Annotated in this window: 1 protein-coding gene; it reads right to left on the bottom strand. The window is 63.3% G+C overall.

The genetic code is table 11. The features are described from left to right. Positions 1 to 53: 53 nt before the first annotated feature. The gene (locus RS899_RS05350; RefSeq protein WP_315809274.1) at positions 54 to 17168 is read right to left on the bottom strand and encodes an Ig-like domain-containing protein; all 17115 of its coding nucleotides are present in this window, start codon (positions 17166 to 17168) and stop codon (positions 54 to 56) included. Between the last annotated feature and the right edge of the window lie 219 nt (positions 17169 to 17387).

The raw sequence follows: 17387 nt of genomic DNA, 5'->3' as shown, positions 1-17387 counted from the left end.
GGTAAGGCTGGGGCGAGCCCGACGCCGAAGCGCCGGGCTCGCCGTCAGGCGGCTTAGACCAGGTTGACGTGTACGCCGTACTGCACCAGCAGCTCGGCATCCAGCCCGCTGTGCTGGTACACCTCGAACACCGAACCGTTGATGATGGCCGGCCCCTTGTCGGACCAGGTGCCGACATTCGCTCCGCCGCTGCCCAACAGGTGATCAAGGTTCACCGTGTCGTTGCTGTCGCCCTTCACCATCATCTGCACGGTGTGTTGGTCGCTGGAGTGGAACAGGTCGGTCTGACCATTCTCCAGAACGTCCTTCACCGAAAGATTCAAAGTGATGGCATTGGACGCACCCGTGGTCTGGCCGGCGTTGAAGCCAGTGATGTCCACTACCTCCATACCCGACAGCTTGCCCACCGACGTCGGCAGTTCGAGATTCAACGTGCCGTGGTTGCCGACCAGCTTGAGGGTGTCCACCCCCGCGCCGCCGTGGATACCTGTGTTGCTGGTACTGGCGAAGTAGTTGGCCGCGCTGTACGTCAGGCTCACCGTATCGTCCGAAGGCGTGCCATAGAAGCTGTCAGTCACCTCATCTATGACCAAGGTTCGGGTATCGGCCACATGCAGCGCCTGCGTCTCGCTGAAGTTACTCAGGGTGAGACTGCCGGTACCCGATACCACCTTGAAGCTACCCACTTCGTGCCCTGGCGCTGCGGTATAGCTGTAGTTGTAGGCCGAGTAGGCCCCACTGCCAGTAACCGTTTGGCGCGACAGTTCGGTGCCATCCACTCCATAGACGATCACCAGCGCTCCACCGGAGGTGTTGTCTAACCCGGATAGCGCAAAGCCAACCTGGGTAGCGGACTTGCTCAGGGTGAACACCATGTCGGCCGAACTCGGGTCACTCACCATCAGACCGGCGTAGGTCTTGTTGGTGACCTGCGCGGCCTTCGCCATGGCGGCGCCATGGGTCGTCACGGTAAAGCCATCACCGGTATAGCTGTTATCGGTTACCGCGGTGGCCGTGGTGTTGTACAGGTTGTCCCCGACGTTGCGGGTCGAGAAGCCGCCACCCACCAAGTGGTAGGCCGCCGAGCTGGCACCGGCCACACCATCGTGGATGATGGATGTCGTCACATCGAAGTTGTACAGCACACCCTGTGCATAGCCATTGTAGGCGGTACTCGTGACGGTATTAGCCAGTTGCACAGCCACTTGGCCGGAGGAAATGTCCAGCGCCGTCAGGGTCTTGTCGTACTGCGCAATCCCCCATTGCGTATGGAGGATATCCCCTGCCTTAGCTCCGGTACCGGCCAGGGACACCACCATGTGGGCACCCGCGTTAGCCTCGGTGGCGGTATACAAGCCATCGTTATCTTGCTCAAGGATGCTGGTGATGGCTGGTGCCTTGGCCAGTGCGCTCAACTTCACGGCCTGCTCGGTTAGATATGCGGAGCCAGTACCGTCGGAGACGCGCACTTGAACAGCCCAGTCGGAAGCATGGGCAGTTTTGTCCACGTAAGCCCATTTCGTACCATCAACGGCTGTCACCTTATTCCAGGACTTGCCGCCGTCCAAAGATATTTCCAAGAAATTGCCGGCAGCCAGCTTCTGCGAGAGATCTCCGGAAATCGCGCGTCCAGATGTGCCGTCAGCGGTGATGAAGTCCCCAGCAACCCCACTGTCCTTGGTCATAGACAGGATGTGGATAGCTCCAGCCGATCCGGAGTCAAACACAATGTGCAGGGTCGCCGACTGGCTATGACCATCGCTGTCGACTCCAGTGTACTGATAATCCACCTCGTGGTTAGGATTGACCCCCAGGGGCATATCCGCTGGACGCAGCTGGTATAGATAGTCACCAGCCTTGTAAGCACCACTGCCTTTCATGTAGATCGTCAGACAACCAGTATCACTGTTCAGAATCAAACGGCCGGTGGTGCCGTCGTAGGTGGAGGACACCGACGAGTCGGGCTTATCTACAGCCAGCGTGTTGGCCGCAGTAATCTGATAGGTCGACGCACCAAGTTTGATCTGTGTGAGATGTTCTGCTCCGTCCCGATGCAACATGGAGTCATTGGCCAGCACGTTGCCGCCAACTGAATCGACGTACATGTGAGCCTGCATGATGTCGCTGAGTTGCGGAATCGACGGTGACATGACAGTCGCATCGGTAGTGATCTTCGACAGGAATTTATCTGAGATGTTGCTCCCCAGACCAATAGTCGTAACTGAGATCGGATCATGGCCATTGGGTGGCGTATGCATGAACGCCTGCCAGTTAGCCAGAGTCGCGGGCGTAGGTTCCAGATTCGAATAAGCCGGGTTGCCATCGGAGATAAAGAATACCTGCTTGTTCGGCACAGTTCCTGTAGTCAGCTCCGCATTCATGTTGGTTAAGGCGGTCTTCAGGCCTTGCTCGTAGTTCTCACTACCGCTGGCAGACAGTCCGTTGATCTTGTTGACCAAACTGGTGTAGCTAGCATCGGTGGCGCTGGAGAAGGTGAAGTAACCATAATCCGTTACGGCGTCTTTCAGCTCGATCAAGTTGAAGGTCACAGTCGAGCCGTACTTGAGCGCCGTCGTGAGCATGGCCAGCAATGCGGTTTTGGCAGCTGACATTCCAGTGCCCGCCATGCTCCCGGAAGTATCGAGTATCACGGTGTAACTCAAAGGGGCCTCGTCTCCACCATTAAGTTTGCGCGGATAGTCATCTCCCCCTGGGGTAATGCTGAAGTTAAATGAGTCAGACGGCACACTGGTATTACCGGCCTTGTCCGTCGCGTCCACAGTTAAAGCATGATCACCGCTGCTCAACGGCGTAGCTGGAGTGAAGCTCCACTTGCCGCCTGCATCTGCCGTCGTGCTGCCGATGACTTTGGCACCATCCTTGATAACCACTAGGCTGCCAGCTTCGGCGCTACCGCTGATCTGGGGCGTGGTATCCGCAGTGTCGCCATTGGGCAGAATAGGCTTACTGCTTCCGTCATCATAGAGCGATTCGATGACAGGTTTGGCCGGAGGGGTGGTGTCCAGGGTGATGTCGTAGACGCTGCTCGGCGCAGTCTTGTTGCCGGCGGCGTCCATCTCGACCGCGGTCAGCTCGTTCAGACCCGCGATCAGCGGGGTGCCAGGCTGCAGGCTCCAGGTGCCATCGGCACCGACCGTGGCACGGCCGAGCTCATGGTTACCGGTCGCATCCTTGGTGTAGACGATGACGGTATCGCCGGCGTTGCCAGTACCGCTGATTTGCGGACGGGAGTCGTCGGTGGTGCCTTTATCGGCCACGTTGCCGGTGACGCTACCCACGCTGTCGAGCACGCCGGTGATGGCGAGCTTGCCGGCGTCCGGCGCGGTGTAGTCAGTGTTCAGCGTGAACGGATCGGACTTGGCACTGACATTACCGGCCTTGTCGGTGGCATCGACGGTGAAGCTATGCGCACCTTCGCTGATCGGCGTAGTCGGGGTGTAGGACCAGTTGCCGTCCTTGTCCGCCACGACGCTACCCAGCTTGCTGCCGTTGTCGTAGACGGTCACGGTGGAGCCGGCTTCAGCCGTACCCGACAGGGTTGGGTTCGGGTCGTCCGTTACGCCTCCGTTGGCGACTGGGCCCTGGATCGAACCCACATCGTCGGTCACTTGGCCAATGGCTGGCTTGCTCGGCGCGATGGTGTCGATGTTGAAGGCGAACGGCGGGGTCGCCGGGCTGGTGTTGCCGGCCGCGTCGGTGGCGGTCGCAGTGATGCTGTGCGCACCATCAGCCAGGTCACTGGACGGGGTGAAGCTCCAGGTGCCATCGGCTTTGACTACGGTGCTGCCCAGTACCGTGCTGCCATCGGAGACGGTTACGGTGCTACCGGCTTTGCCGCTGCCCTGGATTTCCGGACGCTGGTCGTCGGTGCTGGCATTGGCCGCGATGTCGCCTTTGATGCTACCGATGTCATCGATCACGTGGGTGATCTGCACCACCACTTTGGAGGTGTCGACGACGATGTGCAGCGGATCGCTCGGACCGGAGAGGTTACCCGCCGGATCCTGGACCTCGGTGGTCAGGTCGTGCGAGCCCTCGGCCAGCGGCGTGGTCGGGGTGAACTCCCACTTGCCATCCTCGCCCACCGTGGCGGAGCCGATCGGCGTGCCGTTGTCGGAGATGATGACTTTGCTGCCCGGCTCGGCGCTGCCGCCCAGGGTCGGACGATTGTCATCGGTGGTATCGCCGTTGTGCAGCGGACCCGTCTTGTCACCCACATGGTCGATGGCAACCGGATCGGTCACTTTGGACGGAGCTGTGGTGTCGACGCTGAAGTTCCAGCCACCGGTGGCATCGCTGATCACGCCTACCGGGTTGGTGGCCGTGGCAGTGACGTTGTGCGGGCCGTCGGCCAGCGTGTCGGTGGTGATGCTCCAGTTGCCCTTGCTATCGACGAGGCCGCTGCCAATCAGTTTACCGCCGTCGTACAGCTTGACGGTGCTGCCCGGCTCGGCGCTGCCGCTGAAGGTCGGCTGGTTGTCGTCGGTCACCGCACCCTTCTGCAGCAGGCCCTGGATCGGACCCACATCATCGAGCACGCTGTTGATCACCGGCGGCAGCGGTTTGCTGGCGTCCAGGGTGATGTCGTAGGCGCTGCTCGGCGCAGTCTTGTTGCCGGCGGCGTCCATCTCGACCGCGGTCAGCTCGTTCAGACCCGCGATCAGCGGGGTGCCAGGCTGCAGGCTCCAGGTGCCGTCGGCACCGACCGTGGCACGGCCGAGCTCATGGTTACCGGTCGCATCCTTGGTGTAGACGATGACGGTATCGCCGGCGTTGCCAGTACCGCTGATTTGCGGACGGGAGTCGTCGGTGGTGCCTTTATCGGCCACGTTGCCGGTGACGCTACCCACGCTGTCGAGCACGCCGGTGATGGCGAGCTTGCCGGCGTCCGGCGCGGTGTAGTCAGTGTTCAGCGTGAACGGATCGGACTTGGCACTGACATTACCGGCCTTGTCGGTGGCATCGACGGTGAAGCTATGCGCACCTTCGCTGATCGGCGTAGTCGGGGTGTAGGACCAGTTGCCGTCCTTGTCCGCCACGACGCTACCCAGCTTGCTGCCGTTGTCGTAGACGGTCACGGTGGAGCCGGCTTCAGCCGTACCCGACAGGGTTGGGTTCGGGTCGTCCGTTACGCCTCCGTTGGCGACTGGGCCCTGGATCGAACCCACATCGTCGGTCACTTGGCCAATGGCTGGCTTGCTCGGCGCGATGGTGTCGATGTTGAAGGCGAACGGCGGGGTCGCCGGGCTGGTGTTGCCGGCCGCGTCGGTGGCGGTCGCAGTGATGCTGTGCGCACCATCAGCCAGGTCACTGGACGGGGTGAAGCTCCAGGTGCCATCGGCTTTGACTACGGTGCTGCCCAGTACCGTGCTGCCATCGGAGACGGTTACGGTGCTACCGGCTTTGCCGCTGCCCTGGATTTCCGGACGCTGGTCGTCGGTGCTGGCATTGGCCGCGATGTCGCCTTTGATGCTACCGATGTCATCGATCACGTGGGTGATCTGCACCACCACTTTGGAGGTGTCGACGACGATGTGCAGCGGATCGCTCGGACCGGAGAGGTTACCCGCCGGATCCTGGACCTCGGTGGTCAGGTCGTGCGAGCCCTCGGCCAGCGGCGTGGTCGGGGTGAACTCCCACTTGCCATCCTCGCCCACCGTGGCGGAGCCGATCGGCGTGCCGTTGTCGGAGATGATGACTTTGCTGCCCGGCTCGGCGCTGCCGCCCAGGGTCGGACGATTGTCATCGGTGGTATCGCCGTTGTGCAGCGGACCCGTCTTGTCACCCACATGGTCGATGGCAACCGGATCGGTCACTTTGGACGGAGCTGTGGTGTCGACGCTGAAGTTCCAGCCACCGGTGGCATCGCTGATCACGCCTACCGGGTTGGTGGCCGTGGCAGTGACGTTGTGCGGGCCGTCGGCCAGCGTGTCGGTGGTGATGCTCCAGTTGCCCTTGCTATCGACGAGGCCGCTGCCAATCAGTTTACCGCCGTCGTACAGCTTGACGGTGCTGCCCGGCTCGGCGCTGCCGCTGAAGGTCGGCTGGTTGTCGTCGGTCACCGCACCCTTCTGCAGCAGGCCCTGGATCGGACCCACATCATCGAGCACGCTGTTGATCACCGGCGGCAGCGGTTTGCTGGCGTCCAGGGTGATGTCGTAGGCGCTGCTCGGCGCAGTCTTGTTGCCGGCGGCGTCCATCTCGACCGCGGTCAGCTCGTTCAGACCCGCGATCAGCGGGGTGCCAGGCTGCAGGCTCCAGGTGCCGTCGGCACCGACCGTGGCACGGCCGAGCTCATGGTTACCGGTCGCATCCTTGGTGTAGACGATGACGGTATCGCCGGCGTTGCCAGTACCGCTGATTTGCGGACGGGAGTCGTCGGTGGTGCCTTTATCGGCCACGTTGCCGGTGACGCTACCCACGCTGTCGAGCACGCCGGTGATGGCGAGCTTGCCGGCGTCCGGCGCGGTGTAGTCAGTGTTCAGCGTGAACGGATCGGACTTGGCACTGACATTACCGGCCTTGTCGGTGGCATCGACGGTGAAGCTATGCGCACCTTCGCTGATCGGCGTAGTCGGGGTGTAGGACCAGTTGCCGTCCTTGTCCGCCACGACGCTACCCAGCTTGCTGCCGTTGTCGTAGACGGTCACGGTGGAGCCGGCTTCAGCCGTACCCGACAGGGTTGGGTTCGGGTCGTCCGTTACGCCTCCGTTGGCGACTGGGCCCTGGATCGAACCCACATCGTCGGTCACTTGGCCAATGGCTGGCTTGCTCGGCGCGATGGTGTCGATGTTGAAGGCGAACGGCGGGGTCGCCGGGCTGGTGTTGCCGGCCGCGTCGGTGGCGGTCGCAGTGATGCTGTGCGCACCATCAGCCAGGTCACTGGACGGGGTGAAGCTCCAGGTGCCATCGGCTTTGACTACGGTGCTGCCCAGTACCGTGCTGCCATCGGAGACGGTTACGGTGCTACCGGCTTTGCCGCTGCCCTGGATTTCCGGACGCTGGTCGTCGGTGCTGGCATTGGCCGCGATGTCGCCTTTGATGCTACCGATGTCATCGATCACGTGGGTGATCTGCACCACCACTTTGGAGGTGTCGACGACGATGTGCAGCGGATCGCTCGGACCGGAGAGGTTACCCGCCGGATCCTGGACCTCGGTGGTCAGGTCGTGCGAGCCCTCGGCCAGCGGCGTGGTCGGGGTGAACTCCCACTTGCCATCCTCGCCCACCGTGGCGGAGCCGATCGGCGTGCCGTTGTCGGAGATGATGACTTTGCTGCCCGGCTCGGCGCTGCCGCCCAGGGTCGGACGATTGTCATCGGTGGTATCGCCGTTGTGCAGCGGACCCGTCTTGTCACCCACATGGTCGATGGCAACCGGATCGGTCACTTTGGACGGAGCTGTGGTGTCGACGCTGAAGTTCCAGCCACCGGTGGCATCGCTGATCACGCCTACCGGGTTGGTGGCCGTGGCAGTGACGTTGTGCGGGCCGTCGGCCAGCGTGTCGGTGGTGATGCTCCAGTTGCCCTTGCTATCGACGAGGCCGCTGCCAATCAGTTTACCGCCGTCGTACAGCTTGACGGTGCTGCCCGGCTCGGCGCTGCCGCTGAAGGTCGGCTGGTTGTCGTCGGTCACCGCACCCTTCTGCAGCAGGCCCTGGATCGGACCCACATCATCGAGCACGCTGTTGATCACCGGCGGCAGCGGTTTGCTGGCGTCCAGGGTGATGTCGTAGGCGCTGCTCGGCGCAGTCTTGTTGCCGGCGGCGTCCATCTCGACCGCGGTCAGCTCGTTCAGACCCGCGATCAGCGGGGTGCCAGGCTGCAGGCTCCAGGTGCCGTCGGCACCGACCGTGGCACGGCCGAGCTCATGGTTACCGGTCGCATCCTTGGTGTAGACGATGACGGTATCGCCGGCGTTGCCAGTACCGCTGATTTGCGGACGGGAGTCGTCGGTGGTGCCTTTATCGGCCACGTTGCCGGTGACGCTACCCACGCTGTCGAGCACGCCGGTGATGGCGAGCTTGCCGGCGTCCGGCGCGGTGTAGTCAGTGTTCAGCGTGAACGGATCGGACTTGGCACTGACATTACCGGCCTTGTCGGTGGCATCGACGGTGAAGCTATGCGCACCTTCGCTGATCGGCGTAGTCGGGGTGTAGGACCAGTTGCCGTCCTTGTCCGCCACGACGCTACCCAGCTTGCTGCCGTTGTCGTAGACGGTCACGGTGGAGCCGGCTTCAGCCGTACCCGACAGGGTTGGGTTCGGGTCGTCCGTTACGCCTCCGTTGGCGACTGGGCCCTGGATCGAACCCACATCGTCGGTCACTTGGCCAATGGCTGGCTTGCTCGGCGCGATGGTGTCGATGTTGAAGGCGAACGGCGGGGTCGCCGGGCTGGTGTTGCCGGCCGCGTCGGTGGCGGTCGCAGTGATGCTGTGCGCACCATCAGCCAGGTCACTGGACGGGGTGAAGCTCCAGGTGCCATCGGCTTTGACTACGGTGCTGCCCAGTACCGTGCTGCCATCGGAGACGGTTACGGTGCTACCGGCTTTGCCGCTGCCCTGGATTTCCGGACGCTGGTCGTCGGTGCTGGCATTGGCCGCGATGTCGCCTTTGATGCTACCGATGTCATCGATCACGTGGGTGATCTGCACCACCACTTTGGAGGTGTCGACGACGATGTGCAGCGGATCGCTCGGACCGGAGAGGTTACCCGCCGGATCCTGGACCTCGGTGGTCAGGTCGTGCGAGCCCTCGGCCAGCGGCGTGGTCGGGGTGAACTCCCACTTGCCATCCTCGCCCACCGTGGCGGAGCCGATCGGCGTGCCGTTGTCGGAGATGATGACTTTGCTGCCCGGCTCGGCGCTGCCGCCCAGGGTCGGACGATTGTCATCGGTGGTATCGCCGTTGTGCAGCGGACCCGTCTTGTCACCCACATGGTCGATGGCAACCGGATCGGTCACTTTGGACGGAGCTGTGGTGTCGACGCTGAAGTTCCAGCCACCGGTGGCATCGCTGATCACGCCTACCGGGTTGGTGGCCGTGGCAGTGACGTTGTGCGGGCCGTCGGCCAGCGTGTCGGTGGTGATGCTCCAGTTGCCCTTGCTATCGACGAGGCCGCTGCCAATCAGTTTACCGCCGTCGTACAGCTTGACGGTGCTGCCCGGCTCGGCGCTGCCGCTGAAGGTCGGCTGGTTGTCGTCGGTCACCGCACCCTTCTGCAGCAGGCCCTGGATCGGACCCACATCATCGAGCACGCTGTTGATCACCGGCGGCAGCGGTTTGCTGGCGTCCAGGGTGATGTCGTAGGCGCTGCTCGGCGCAGTCTTGTTGCCGGCGGCGTCCATCTCGACCGCGGTCAGCTCGTTCAGACCCGCGATCAGCGGGGTGCCAGGCTGCAGGCTCCAGGTGCCGTCGGCACCGACCGTGGCACGGCCGAGCTCATGGTTACCGGTCGCATCCTTGGTGTAGACGATGACGGTATCGCCGGCGTTGCCAGTACCGCTGATTTGCGGACGGGAGTCGTCGGTGGTGCCTTTATCGGCCACGTTGCCGGTGACGCTACCCACGCTGTCGAGCACGCCGGTGATGGCGAGCTTGCCGGCGTCCGGCGCGGTGTAGTCAGTGTTCAGCGTGAACGGATCGGACTTGGCACTGACATTACCGGCCTTGTCGGTGGCATCGACGGTGAAGCTATGCGCACCTTCGCTGATCGGCGTAGTCGGGGTGTAGGACCAGTTGCCGTCCTTGTCCGCCACGACGCTACCCAGCTTGCTGCCGTTGTCGTAGACGGTCACGGTGGAGCCGGCTTCAGCCGTACCCGACAGGGTTGGGTTCGGGTCGTCCGTTACGCCTCCGTTGGCGACTGGGCCCTGGATCGAACCCACATCGTCGGTCACTTGGCCAATGGCTGGCTTGCTCGGCGCGATGGTGTCGATGTTGAAGGCGAACGGCGGGGTCGCCGGGCTGGTGTTGCCGGCCGCGTCGGTGGCGGTCGCAGTGATGCTGTGCGCACCATCAGCCAGGTCACTGGACGGGGTGAAGCTCCAGGTGCCATCGGCTTTGACTACGGTGCTGCCCAGTACCGTGCTGCCATCGGAGACGGTTACGGTGCTACCGGCTTTGCCGCTGCCCTGGATTTCCGGACGCTGGTCGTCGGTGCTGGCATTGGCCGCGATGTCGCCTTTGATGCTACCGATGTCATCGATCACGTGGGTGATCTGCACCACCACTTTGGAGGTGTCGACGACGATGTGCAGCGGATCGCTCGGACCGGAGAGGTTACCCGCCGGATCCTGGACCTCGGTGGTCAGGTCGTGCGAGCCCTCGGCCAGCGGCGTGGTCGGGGTGAACTCCCACTTGCCATCCTCGCCCACCGTGGCGGAGCCGATCGGCGTGCCGTTGTCGGAGATGATGACTTTGCTGCCCGGCTCGGCGCTGCCGCCCAGGGTCGGACGATTGTCATCGGTGGTATCGCCGTTGTGCAGCGGACCCGTCTTGTCACCCACATGGTCGATGGCAACCGGATCGGTCACTTTGGACGGAGCTGTGGTGTCGACGCTGAAGTTCCAGCCACCGGTGGCATCGCTGATCACGCCTACCGGGTTGGTGGCCGTGGCAGTGACGTTGTGCGGGCCGTCGGCCAGCGTGTCGGTGGTGATGCTCCAGTTGCCCTTGCTATCGACGAGGCCGCTGCCAATCAGTTTACCGCCGTCGTACAGCTTGACGGTGCTGCCCGGCTCGGCGCTGCCGCTGAAGGTCGGCTGGTTGTCGTCGGTCACCGCACCCTTCTGCAGCAGGCCCTGGATCGGACCCACATCATCGAGCACGCTGTTGATCACCGGCGGCAGCGGTTTGCTGGCGTCCAGGGTGATGTCGTAGGCGCTGCTCGGCGCAGTCTTGTTGCCGGCGGCGTCCATCTCGACCGCGGTCAGCTCGTTCAGACCCGCGATCAGCGGGGTGCCAGGCTGCAGGCTCCAGGTGCCGTCGGCACCGACCGTGGCACGGCCGAGCTCATGGTTACCGGTCGCATCCTTGGTGTAGACGATGACGGTATCGCCGGCGTTGCCAGTACCGCTGATTTGCGGACGGGAGTCGTCGGTGGTGCCTTTATCGGCCACGTTGCCGGTGACGCTACCCACGCTGTCGAGCACGCCGGTGATGGCGAGCTTGCCGGCGTCCGGCGCGGTGTAGTCAGTGTTCAGCGTGAACGGATCGGACTTGGCACTGACATTACCGGCCTTGTCGGTGGCATCGACGGTGAAGCTATGCGCACCTTCGCTGATCGGCGTAGTCGGGGTGTAGGACCAGTTGCCGTCCTTGTCCGCCACGACGCTACCCAGCTTGCTGCCGTTGTCGTAGACGGTCACGGTGGAGCCGGCTTCAGCCGTACCCGACAGGGTTGGGTTCGGGTCGTCCGTTACGCCTCCGTTGGCGACTGGGCCCTGGATCGAACCCACATCGTCGGTCACTTGGCCAATGGCTGGCTTGCTCGGCGCGATGGTGTCGATGTTGAAGGCGAACGGCGGGGTCGCCGGGCTGGTGTTGCCGGCCGCGTCGGTGGCGGTCGCAGTGATGCTGTGCGCACCATCAGCCAGGTCACTGGACGGGGTGAAGCTCCAGGTGCCATCGGCTTTGACTACGGTGCTGCCCAGTACCGTGCTGCCATCGGAGACGGTTACGGTGCTACCGGCTTTGCCGCTGCCCTGGATTTCCGGACGCTGGTCGTCGGTGCTGGCATTGGCCGCGATGTCGCCTTTGATGCTACCGATGTCATCGATCACGTGGGTGATCTGCACCACCACTTTGGAGGTGTCGACGACGATGTGCAGCGGATCGCTCGGACCGGAGAGGTTACCCGCCGGATCCTGGACCTCGGTGGTCAGGTCGTGCGAGCCCTCGGCCAGCGGCGTGGTCGGGGTGAACTCCCACTTGCCATCCTCGCCCACCGTGGCGGAGCCGATCGGCGTGCCGTTGTCGGAGATGATGACTTTGCTGCCCGGCTCGGCGCTGCCGCCCAGGGTCGGACGATTGTCATCGGTGGTATCGCCGTTGTGCAGCGGACCCGTCTTGTCACCCACATGGTCGATGGCAACCGGATCGGTCACTTTGGACGGAGCTGTGGTGTCGACGCTGAAGTTCCAGCCACCGGTGGCATCGCTGATCACGCCTACCGGGTTGGTGGCCGTGGCAGTGACGTTGTGCGGGCCGTCGGCCAGCGTGTCGGTGGTGATGCTCCAGTTGCCCTTGCTATCGACGAGGCCGCTGCCAATCAGTTTACCGCCGTCGTACAGCTTGACGGTGCTGCCCGGCTCGGCGCTGCCGCTGAAGGTCGGCTGGTTGTCGTCGGTCACCGCACCCTTCTGCAGCAGGCCCTGGATCGGACCCACATCATCGAGCACGCTGTTGATCACCGGCGGCAGCGGTTTGCTGGCGTCCAGGGTGATGTCGTAGGCGCTGCTCGGCGCAGTCTTGTTGCCGGCGGCGTCCATCTCGACCGCGGTCAGCTCGTTCAGACCCGCGATCAGCGGGGTGCCAGGCTGCAGGCTCCAGGTGCCGTCGGCACCGACCGTGGCACGGCCGAGCTCATGGTTACCGGTCGCATCCTTGGTGTAGACGATGACGGTATCGCCGGCGTTGCCAGTACCGCTGATTTGCGGACGGGAGTCGTCGGTGGTGCCTTTATCGGCCACGTTGCCGGTGACGCTACCCACGCTGTCGAGCACGCCGGTGATGGCGAGCTTGCCGGCGTCCGGCGCGGTGTAGTCAGTGTTCAGCGTGAACGGATCGGACTTGGCACTGACATTACCGGCCTTGTCGGTGGCATCGACGGTGAAGCTATGCGCACCTTCGCTGATCGGCGTAGTCGGGGTGTAGGACCAGTTGCCGTCCTTGTCCGCCACGACGCTACCCAGCTTGCTGCCGTTGTCGTAGACGGTCACGGTGGAGCCGGCTTCAGCCGTACCCGACAGGGTTGGGTTCGGGTCGTCCGTTACGCCTCCGTTGGCGACTGGGCCCTGGATCGAACCCACATCGTCGGTCACTTGGCCAATGGCTGGCTTGCTCGGCGCGATGGTGTCGATGTTGAAGGCGAACGGCGGGGTCGCCGGGCTGGTGTTGCCGGCCGCGTCGGTGGCGGTCGCAGTGATGCTGTGCGCACCATCAGCCAGGTCACTGGACGGGGTGAAGCTCCAGGTGCCATCGGCTTTGACTACGGTGCTGCCCAGTACCGTGCTGCCATCGGAGACGGTTACGGTGCTACCGGCTTTGCCGCTGCCCTGGATTTCCGGACGCTGGTCGTCGGTGCTGGCATTGGCCGCGATGTCGCCTTTGATGCTACCGATGTCATCGATCACGTGGGTGATCTGCACCACCACTTTGGAGGTGTCGACGACGATGTGCAGCGGATCGCTCGGACCGGAGAGGTTACCCGCCGGATCCTGGACCTCGGTGGTCAGGTCGTGCGAGCCCTCGGCCAGCGGCGTGGTCGGGGTGAACTCCCACTTGCCATCCTCGCCCACCGTGGCGGAGCCGATCGGCGTGCCGTTGTCGGAGATGATGACTTTGCTGCCCGGCTCGGCGCTGCCGCCCAGGGTCGGACGATTGTCATCGGTGGTATCGCCGTTGTGCAGCGGACCCGTCTTGTCACCCACATGGTCGATGGCAACCGGATCGGTCACTTTGGACGGAGCTGTGGTGTCGACGCTGAAGTTCCAGCCACCGGTGGCATCGCTGATCACGCCTACCGGGTTGGTGGCCGTGGCAGTGACGTTGTGCGGGCCGTCGGCCAGCGTGTCGGTGGTGATGCTCCAGTTGCCCTTGCTATCGACGAGGCCGCTGCCAATCAGTTTACCGCCGTCGTACAGCTTGACGGTGCTGCCCGGCTCGGCGCTGCCGCTGAAGGTCGGCTGGTTGTCGTCGGTCACCGCACCCTTCTGCAGCAGGCCCTGGATCGGACCCACATCATCGAGCACGCTGTTGATCACCGGCGGCAGCGGTTTGCTGGCGTCCAGGGTGATGTCGTAGGCGCTGCTCGGCGCAGTCTTGTTGCCGGCGGCGTCCATCTCGACCGCGGTCAGCTCGTTCAGACCCGCGATCAGCGGGGTGCCAGGCTGCAGGCTCCAGGTGCCGTCGGCACCGACCGTGGCACGGCCGAGCTCATGGTTACCGGTCGCATCCTTGGTGTAGACGATGACGGTATCGCCGGCGTTGCCAGTACCGCTGATTTGCGGACGGGAGTCGTCGGTGGTGCCTTTATCGGCCACGTTGCCGGTGACGCTACCCACGCTGTCGAGCACGCCGGTGATGGCGAGCTTGCCGGCGTCCGGCGCGGTGTAGTCAGTGTTCAGCGTGAACGGATCGGACTTGGCACTGACATTACCGGCCTTGTCGGTGGCATCGACGGTGAAGCTATGCGCACCTTCGCTGATCGGCGTAGTCGGGGTGTAGGACCAGTTGCCGTCCTTGTCCGCCACGACGCTACCCAGCTTGCTGCCGTTGTCGTAGACGGTCACGGTGGAGCCGGCTTCAGCCGTACCCGACAGGGTTGGGTTCGGGTCGTCCGTTACGCCTCCGTTGGCGACTGGGCCCTGGATCGAACCCACATCGTCGGTCACTTGGCCAATGGCTGGCTTGCTCGGCGCGATGGTGTCGATGTTGAAGGCGAACGGCGGGGTCGCCGGGCTGGTGTTGCCGGCCGCGTCGGTGGCGGTCGCAGTGATGCTGTGCGCACCATCAGCCAGGTCACTGGACGGGGTGAAGCTCCAGGTGCCATCGGCTTTGACTACGGTGCTGCCCAGTACCGTGCTGCCATCGGAGACGGTTACGGTGCTACCGGCTTTGCCGCTGCCCTGGATTTCCGGACGCTGGTCGTCGGTGCTGGCATTGGCCGCGATGTCGCCTTTGATGCTACCGATGTCATCGATCACGTGGGTGATCTGCACCACCACTTTGGAGGTGTCGACGACGATGTGCAGCGGATCGCTCGGACCGGAGAGGTTACCCGCCGGATCCTGGACCTCGGTGGTCAGGTCGTGCGAGCCCTCGGCCAGCGGCGTGGTCGGGGTGAACTCCCACTTGCCATCCTCGCCCACCGTGGCGGAGCCGATCGGCGTGCCGTTGTCGGAGATGATGACTTTGCTGCCCGGCTCGGCGCTGCCGCCCAGGGTCGGACGATTGTCATCGGTGGTATCGCCGTTGTGCAGCGGACCCGTCTTGTCACCCACATGGTCGATGGCAACCGGATCGGTCACTTTGGACGGAGCTGTGGTGTCGACGCTGAAGTTCCAGCCACCGGTGGCATCGCTGATCACGCCTACCGGGTTGGTGGCCGTGGCAGTGACGTTGTGCGGGCCGTCGGCCAGCGTGTCGGTGGTGATGCTCCAGTTGCCCTTGCTATCGACGAGGCCGCTGCCAATCAGTTTACCGCCGTCGTACAGCTTGACGGTGCTGCCCGGCTCGGCGCTGCCGCTGAAGGTCGGCTGGTTGTCGTCGGTCACCGCACCCTTCTGCAGCAGGCCCTGGATCGGACCCACATCATCGAGCACGCTGTTGATCACCGGCGGCAGCGGTTTGCTGGCGTCCAGGGTGATGTCGTAGGCGCTGCTCGGCGCAGTCTTGTTGCCGGCGGCGTCCATCTCGACCGCGGTCAGCTCGTTCAGACCCGCGATCAGCGGGGTGCCAGGCTGCAGGCTCCAGGTGCCGTCGGCACCGACCGTGGCACGGCCGAGCTCATGGTTACCGGTCGCATCCTTGGTGTAGACGATGACGGTATCGCCGGCGTTGCCAGTACCGCTGATTTGCGGACGGGAGTCGTCGGTGGTGCCTTTATCGGCCACGTTGCCGGTGACGCTACCCACGCTGTCGAGCACGCCGGTGATGGCAAGCTTGCCGGCGTCCGGGACGACGGAGTCAATTACCAGATGGATAACATTCGGATCACTGGCGTTGCCAGCGGGGTCGGTCGCGATGATGGTGATGTCATGTTGACCTTCGCTCAGCGGCTGGGTGGGGGTCACCGACCAGTCACCATTCTGGTCTGCCTTGGTGTGAACCTTTTCGCCGGAGGGGAACGAGACCGTGATGTCTGCACCCGGCTCGGTCTTGCCGTCGATGGTCGGCTTAGTGTCGTTGGTAATGTAATCGCCCTTCACGCCCGAATCAGATGCAGGGTCCAACCATGCATTCGGGATGATGGGCGCTATGGTGTCGATGACCACCTGGACAATGGTCGGATCACTGGCGTTGCCGGCGGGGTCGGTCGCGATTACGGTGATGTCATGTTGACCTTCGCTCAGCGGCTGGGTCGGGGTCACCGACCAGTCACCGTTTTGGTCTGCCTTGGTGTGAATCTCTTCGCCGGAGGGGAACGAGACCGTGATGTCTGCACCCGGCTCAGTCTTGCCGTCGATGGTCGGCTTGACATTGCTGATGGTGTTGCCACCGTCACTGCCCGTGCTGGAGCTCGGGTCCAGATGGGCTTCGGGGGCAGAGGGAGCCATTACATCAACATCGAAATCAATCACGTGCAGCGGTGCGCTGGGCTTCTCACCCGGCACACTCTGAGTGACGTCGATGCTGTGATGACCTCCGCCCAGATCACTGGTGGGTACGAAGCTCCAATGACCATCCGAGGCAACACTCGTACTGCCAACTTCGACGCCGTTATCGATGATATGAATGATCGAGCCAGGCATACCGCCGCCCGAGATGGTCGGGCGCGGGTCGTCCGTGATGGCGCCATTTGCCAGATCCCCCTGAATGGGGCCGACATGATCGCTGACCTTAGCGCTGGTCGGCTCGGGACTGGTTACTGAGCGATGCGGCTTGTCATCCTGGTTGTGGTTGTAAACGGCATATGTCGTTCCACCCACTGCCGCGGCGCCTGCCAGCAGCGGCCACAGCAGAAAGCCGAAGGTATCTTCGGTCTCGCCATTAAGCACAGGGGCGGCGCCCAGCGAATCGCCACCTAGCGCAATGGGAGCCGACTCACCGTCAGCCAGTAGAAGTTTTCCATAAACGCCTTCGCCGTCAGTACGCACATAGGCGTACATCTGACCATCTTCGGCGACACCGTAGAGCTCGCTCTCCATGCCTTCTGCGAAGAAGTCCTGGATCGTCAGGTCGGGCTTGTCGCTACCCTCGAAAGACACCTGCAAATCGTTACCGACTCGATGAACAGTAACGTTCTCGGGTGCAACAGAGCTATTGTCGATTTGCAGCAGGTATTTGGTACCTGCATGCGCCTTGATCTTTCCGCCTTCCTTGACCACAACCTTTTTGGCTGTGTCTGCAGTGACAGCGATGAGACTGATTTTTTCAATTGCCATTAAACCCACCTCAGGAGGGACTCACTTGTTGGGAGGTGGGAG

Origin of the sequence: Pseudomonas sp. C9-3 (assembly GCF_032392015.1) — a bacterium.
Taxonomy (GTDB): domain Bacteria; phylum Pseudomonadota; class Gammaproteobacteria; order Pseudomonadales; family Pseudomonadaceae; genus Pseudomonas; species Pseudomonas nitroreducens.
This window is presented reverse-complemented; position numbering and strand designations above follow the sequence as displayed.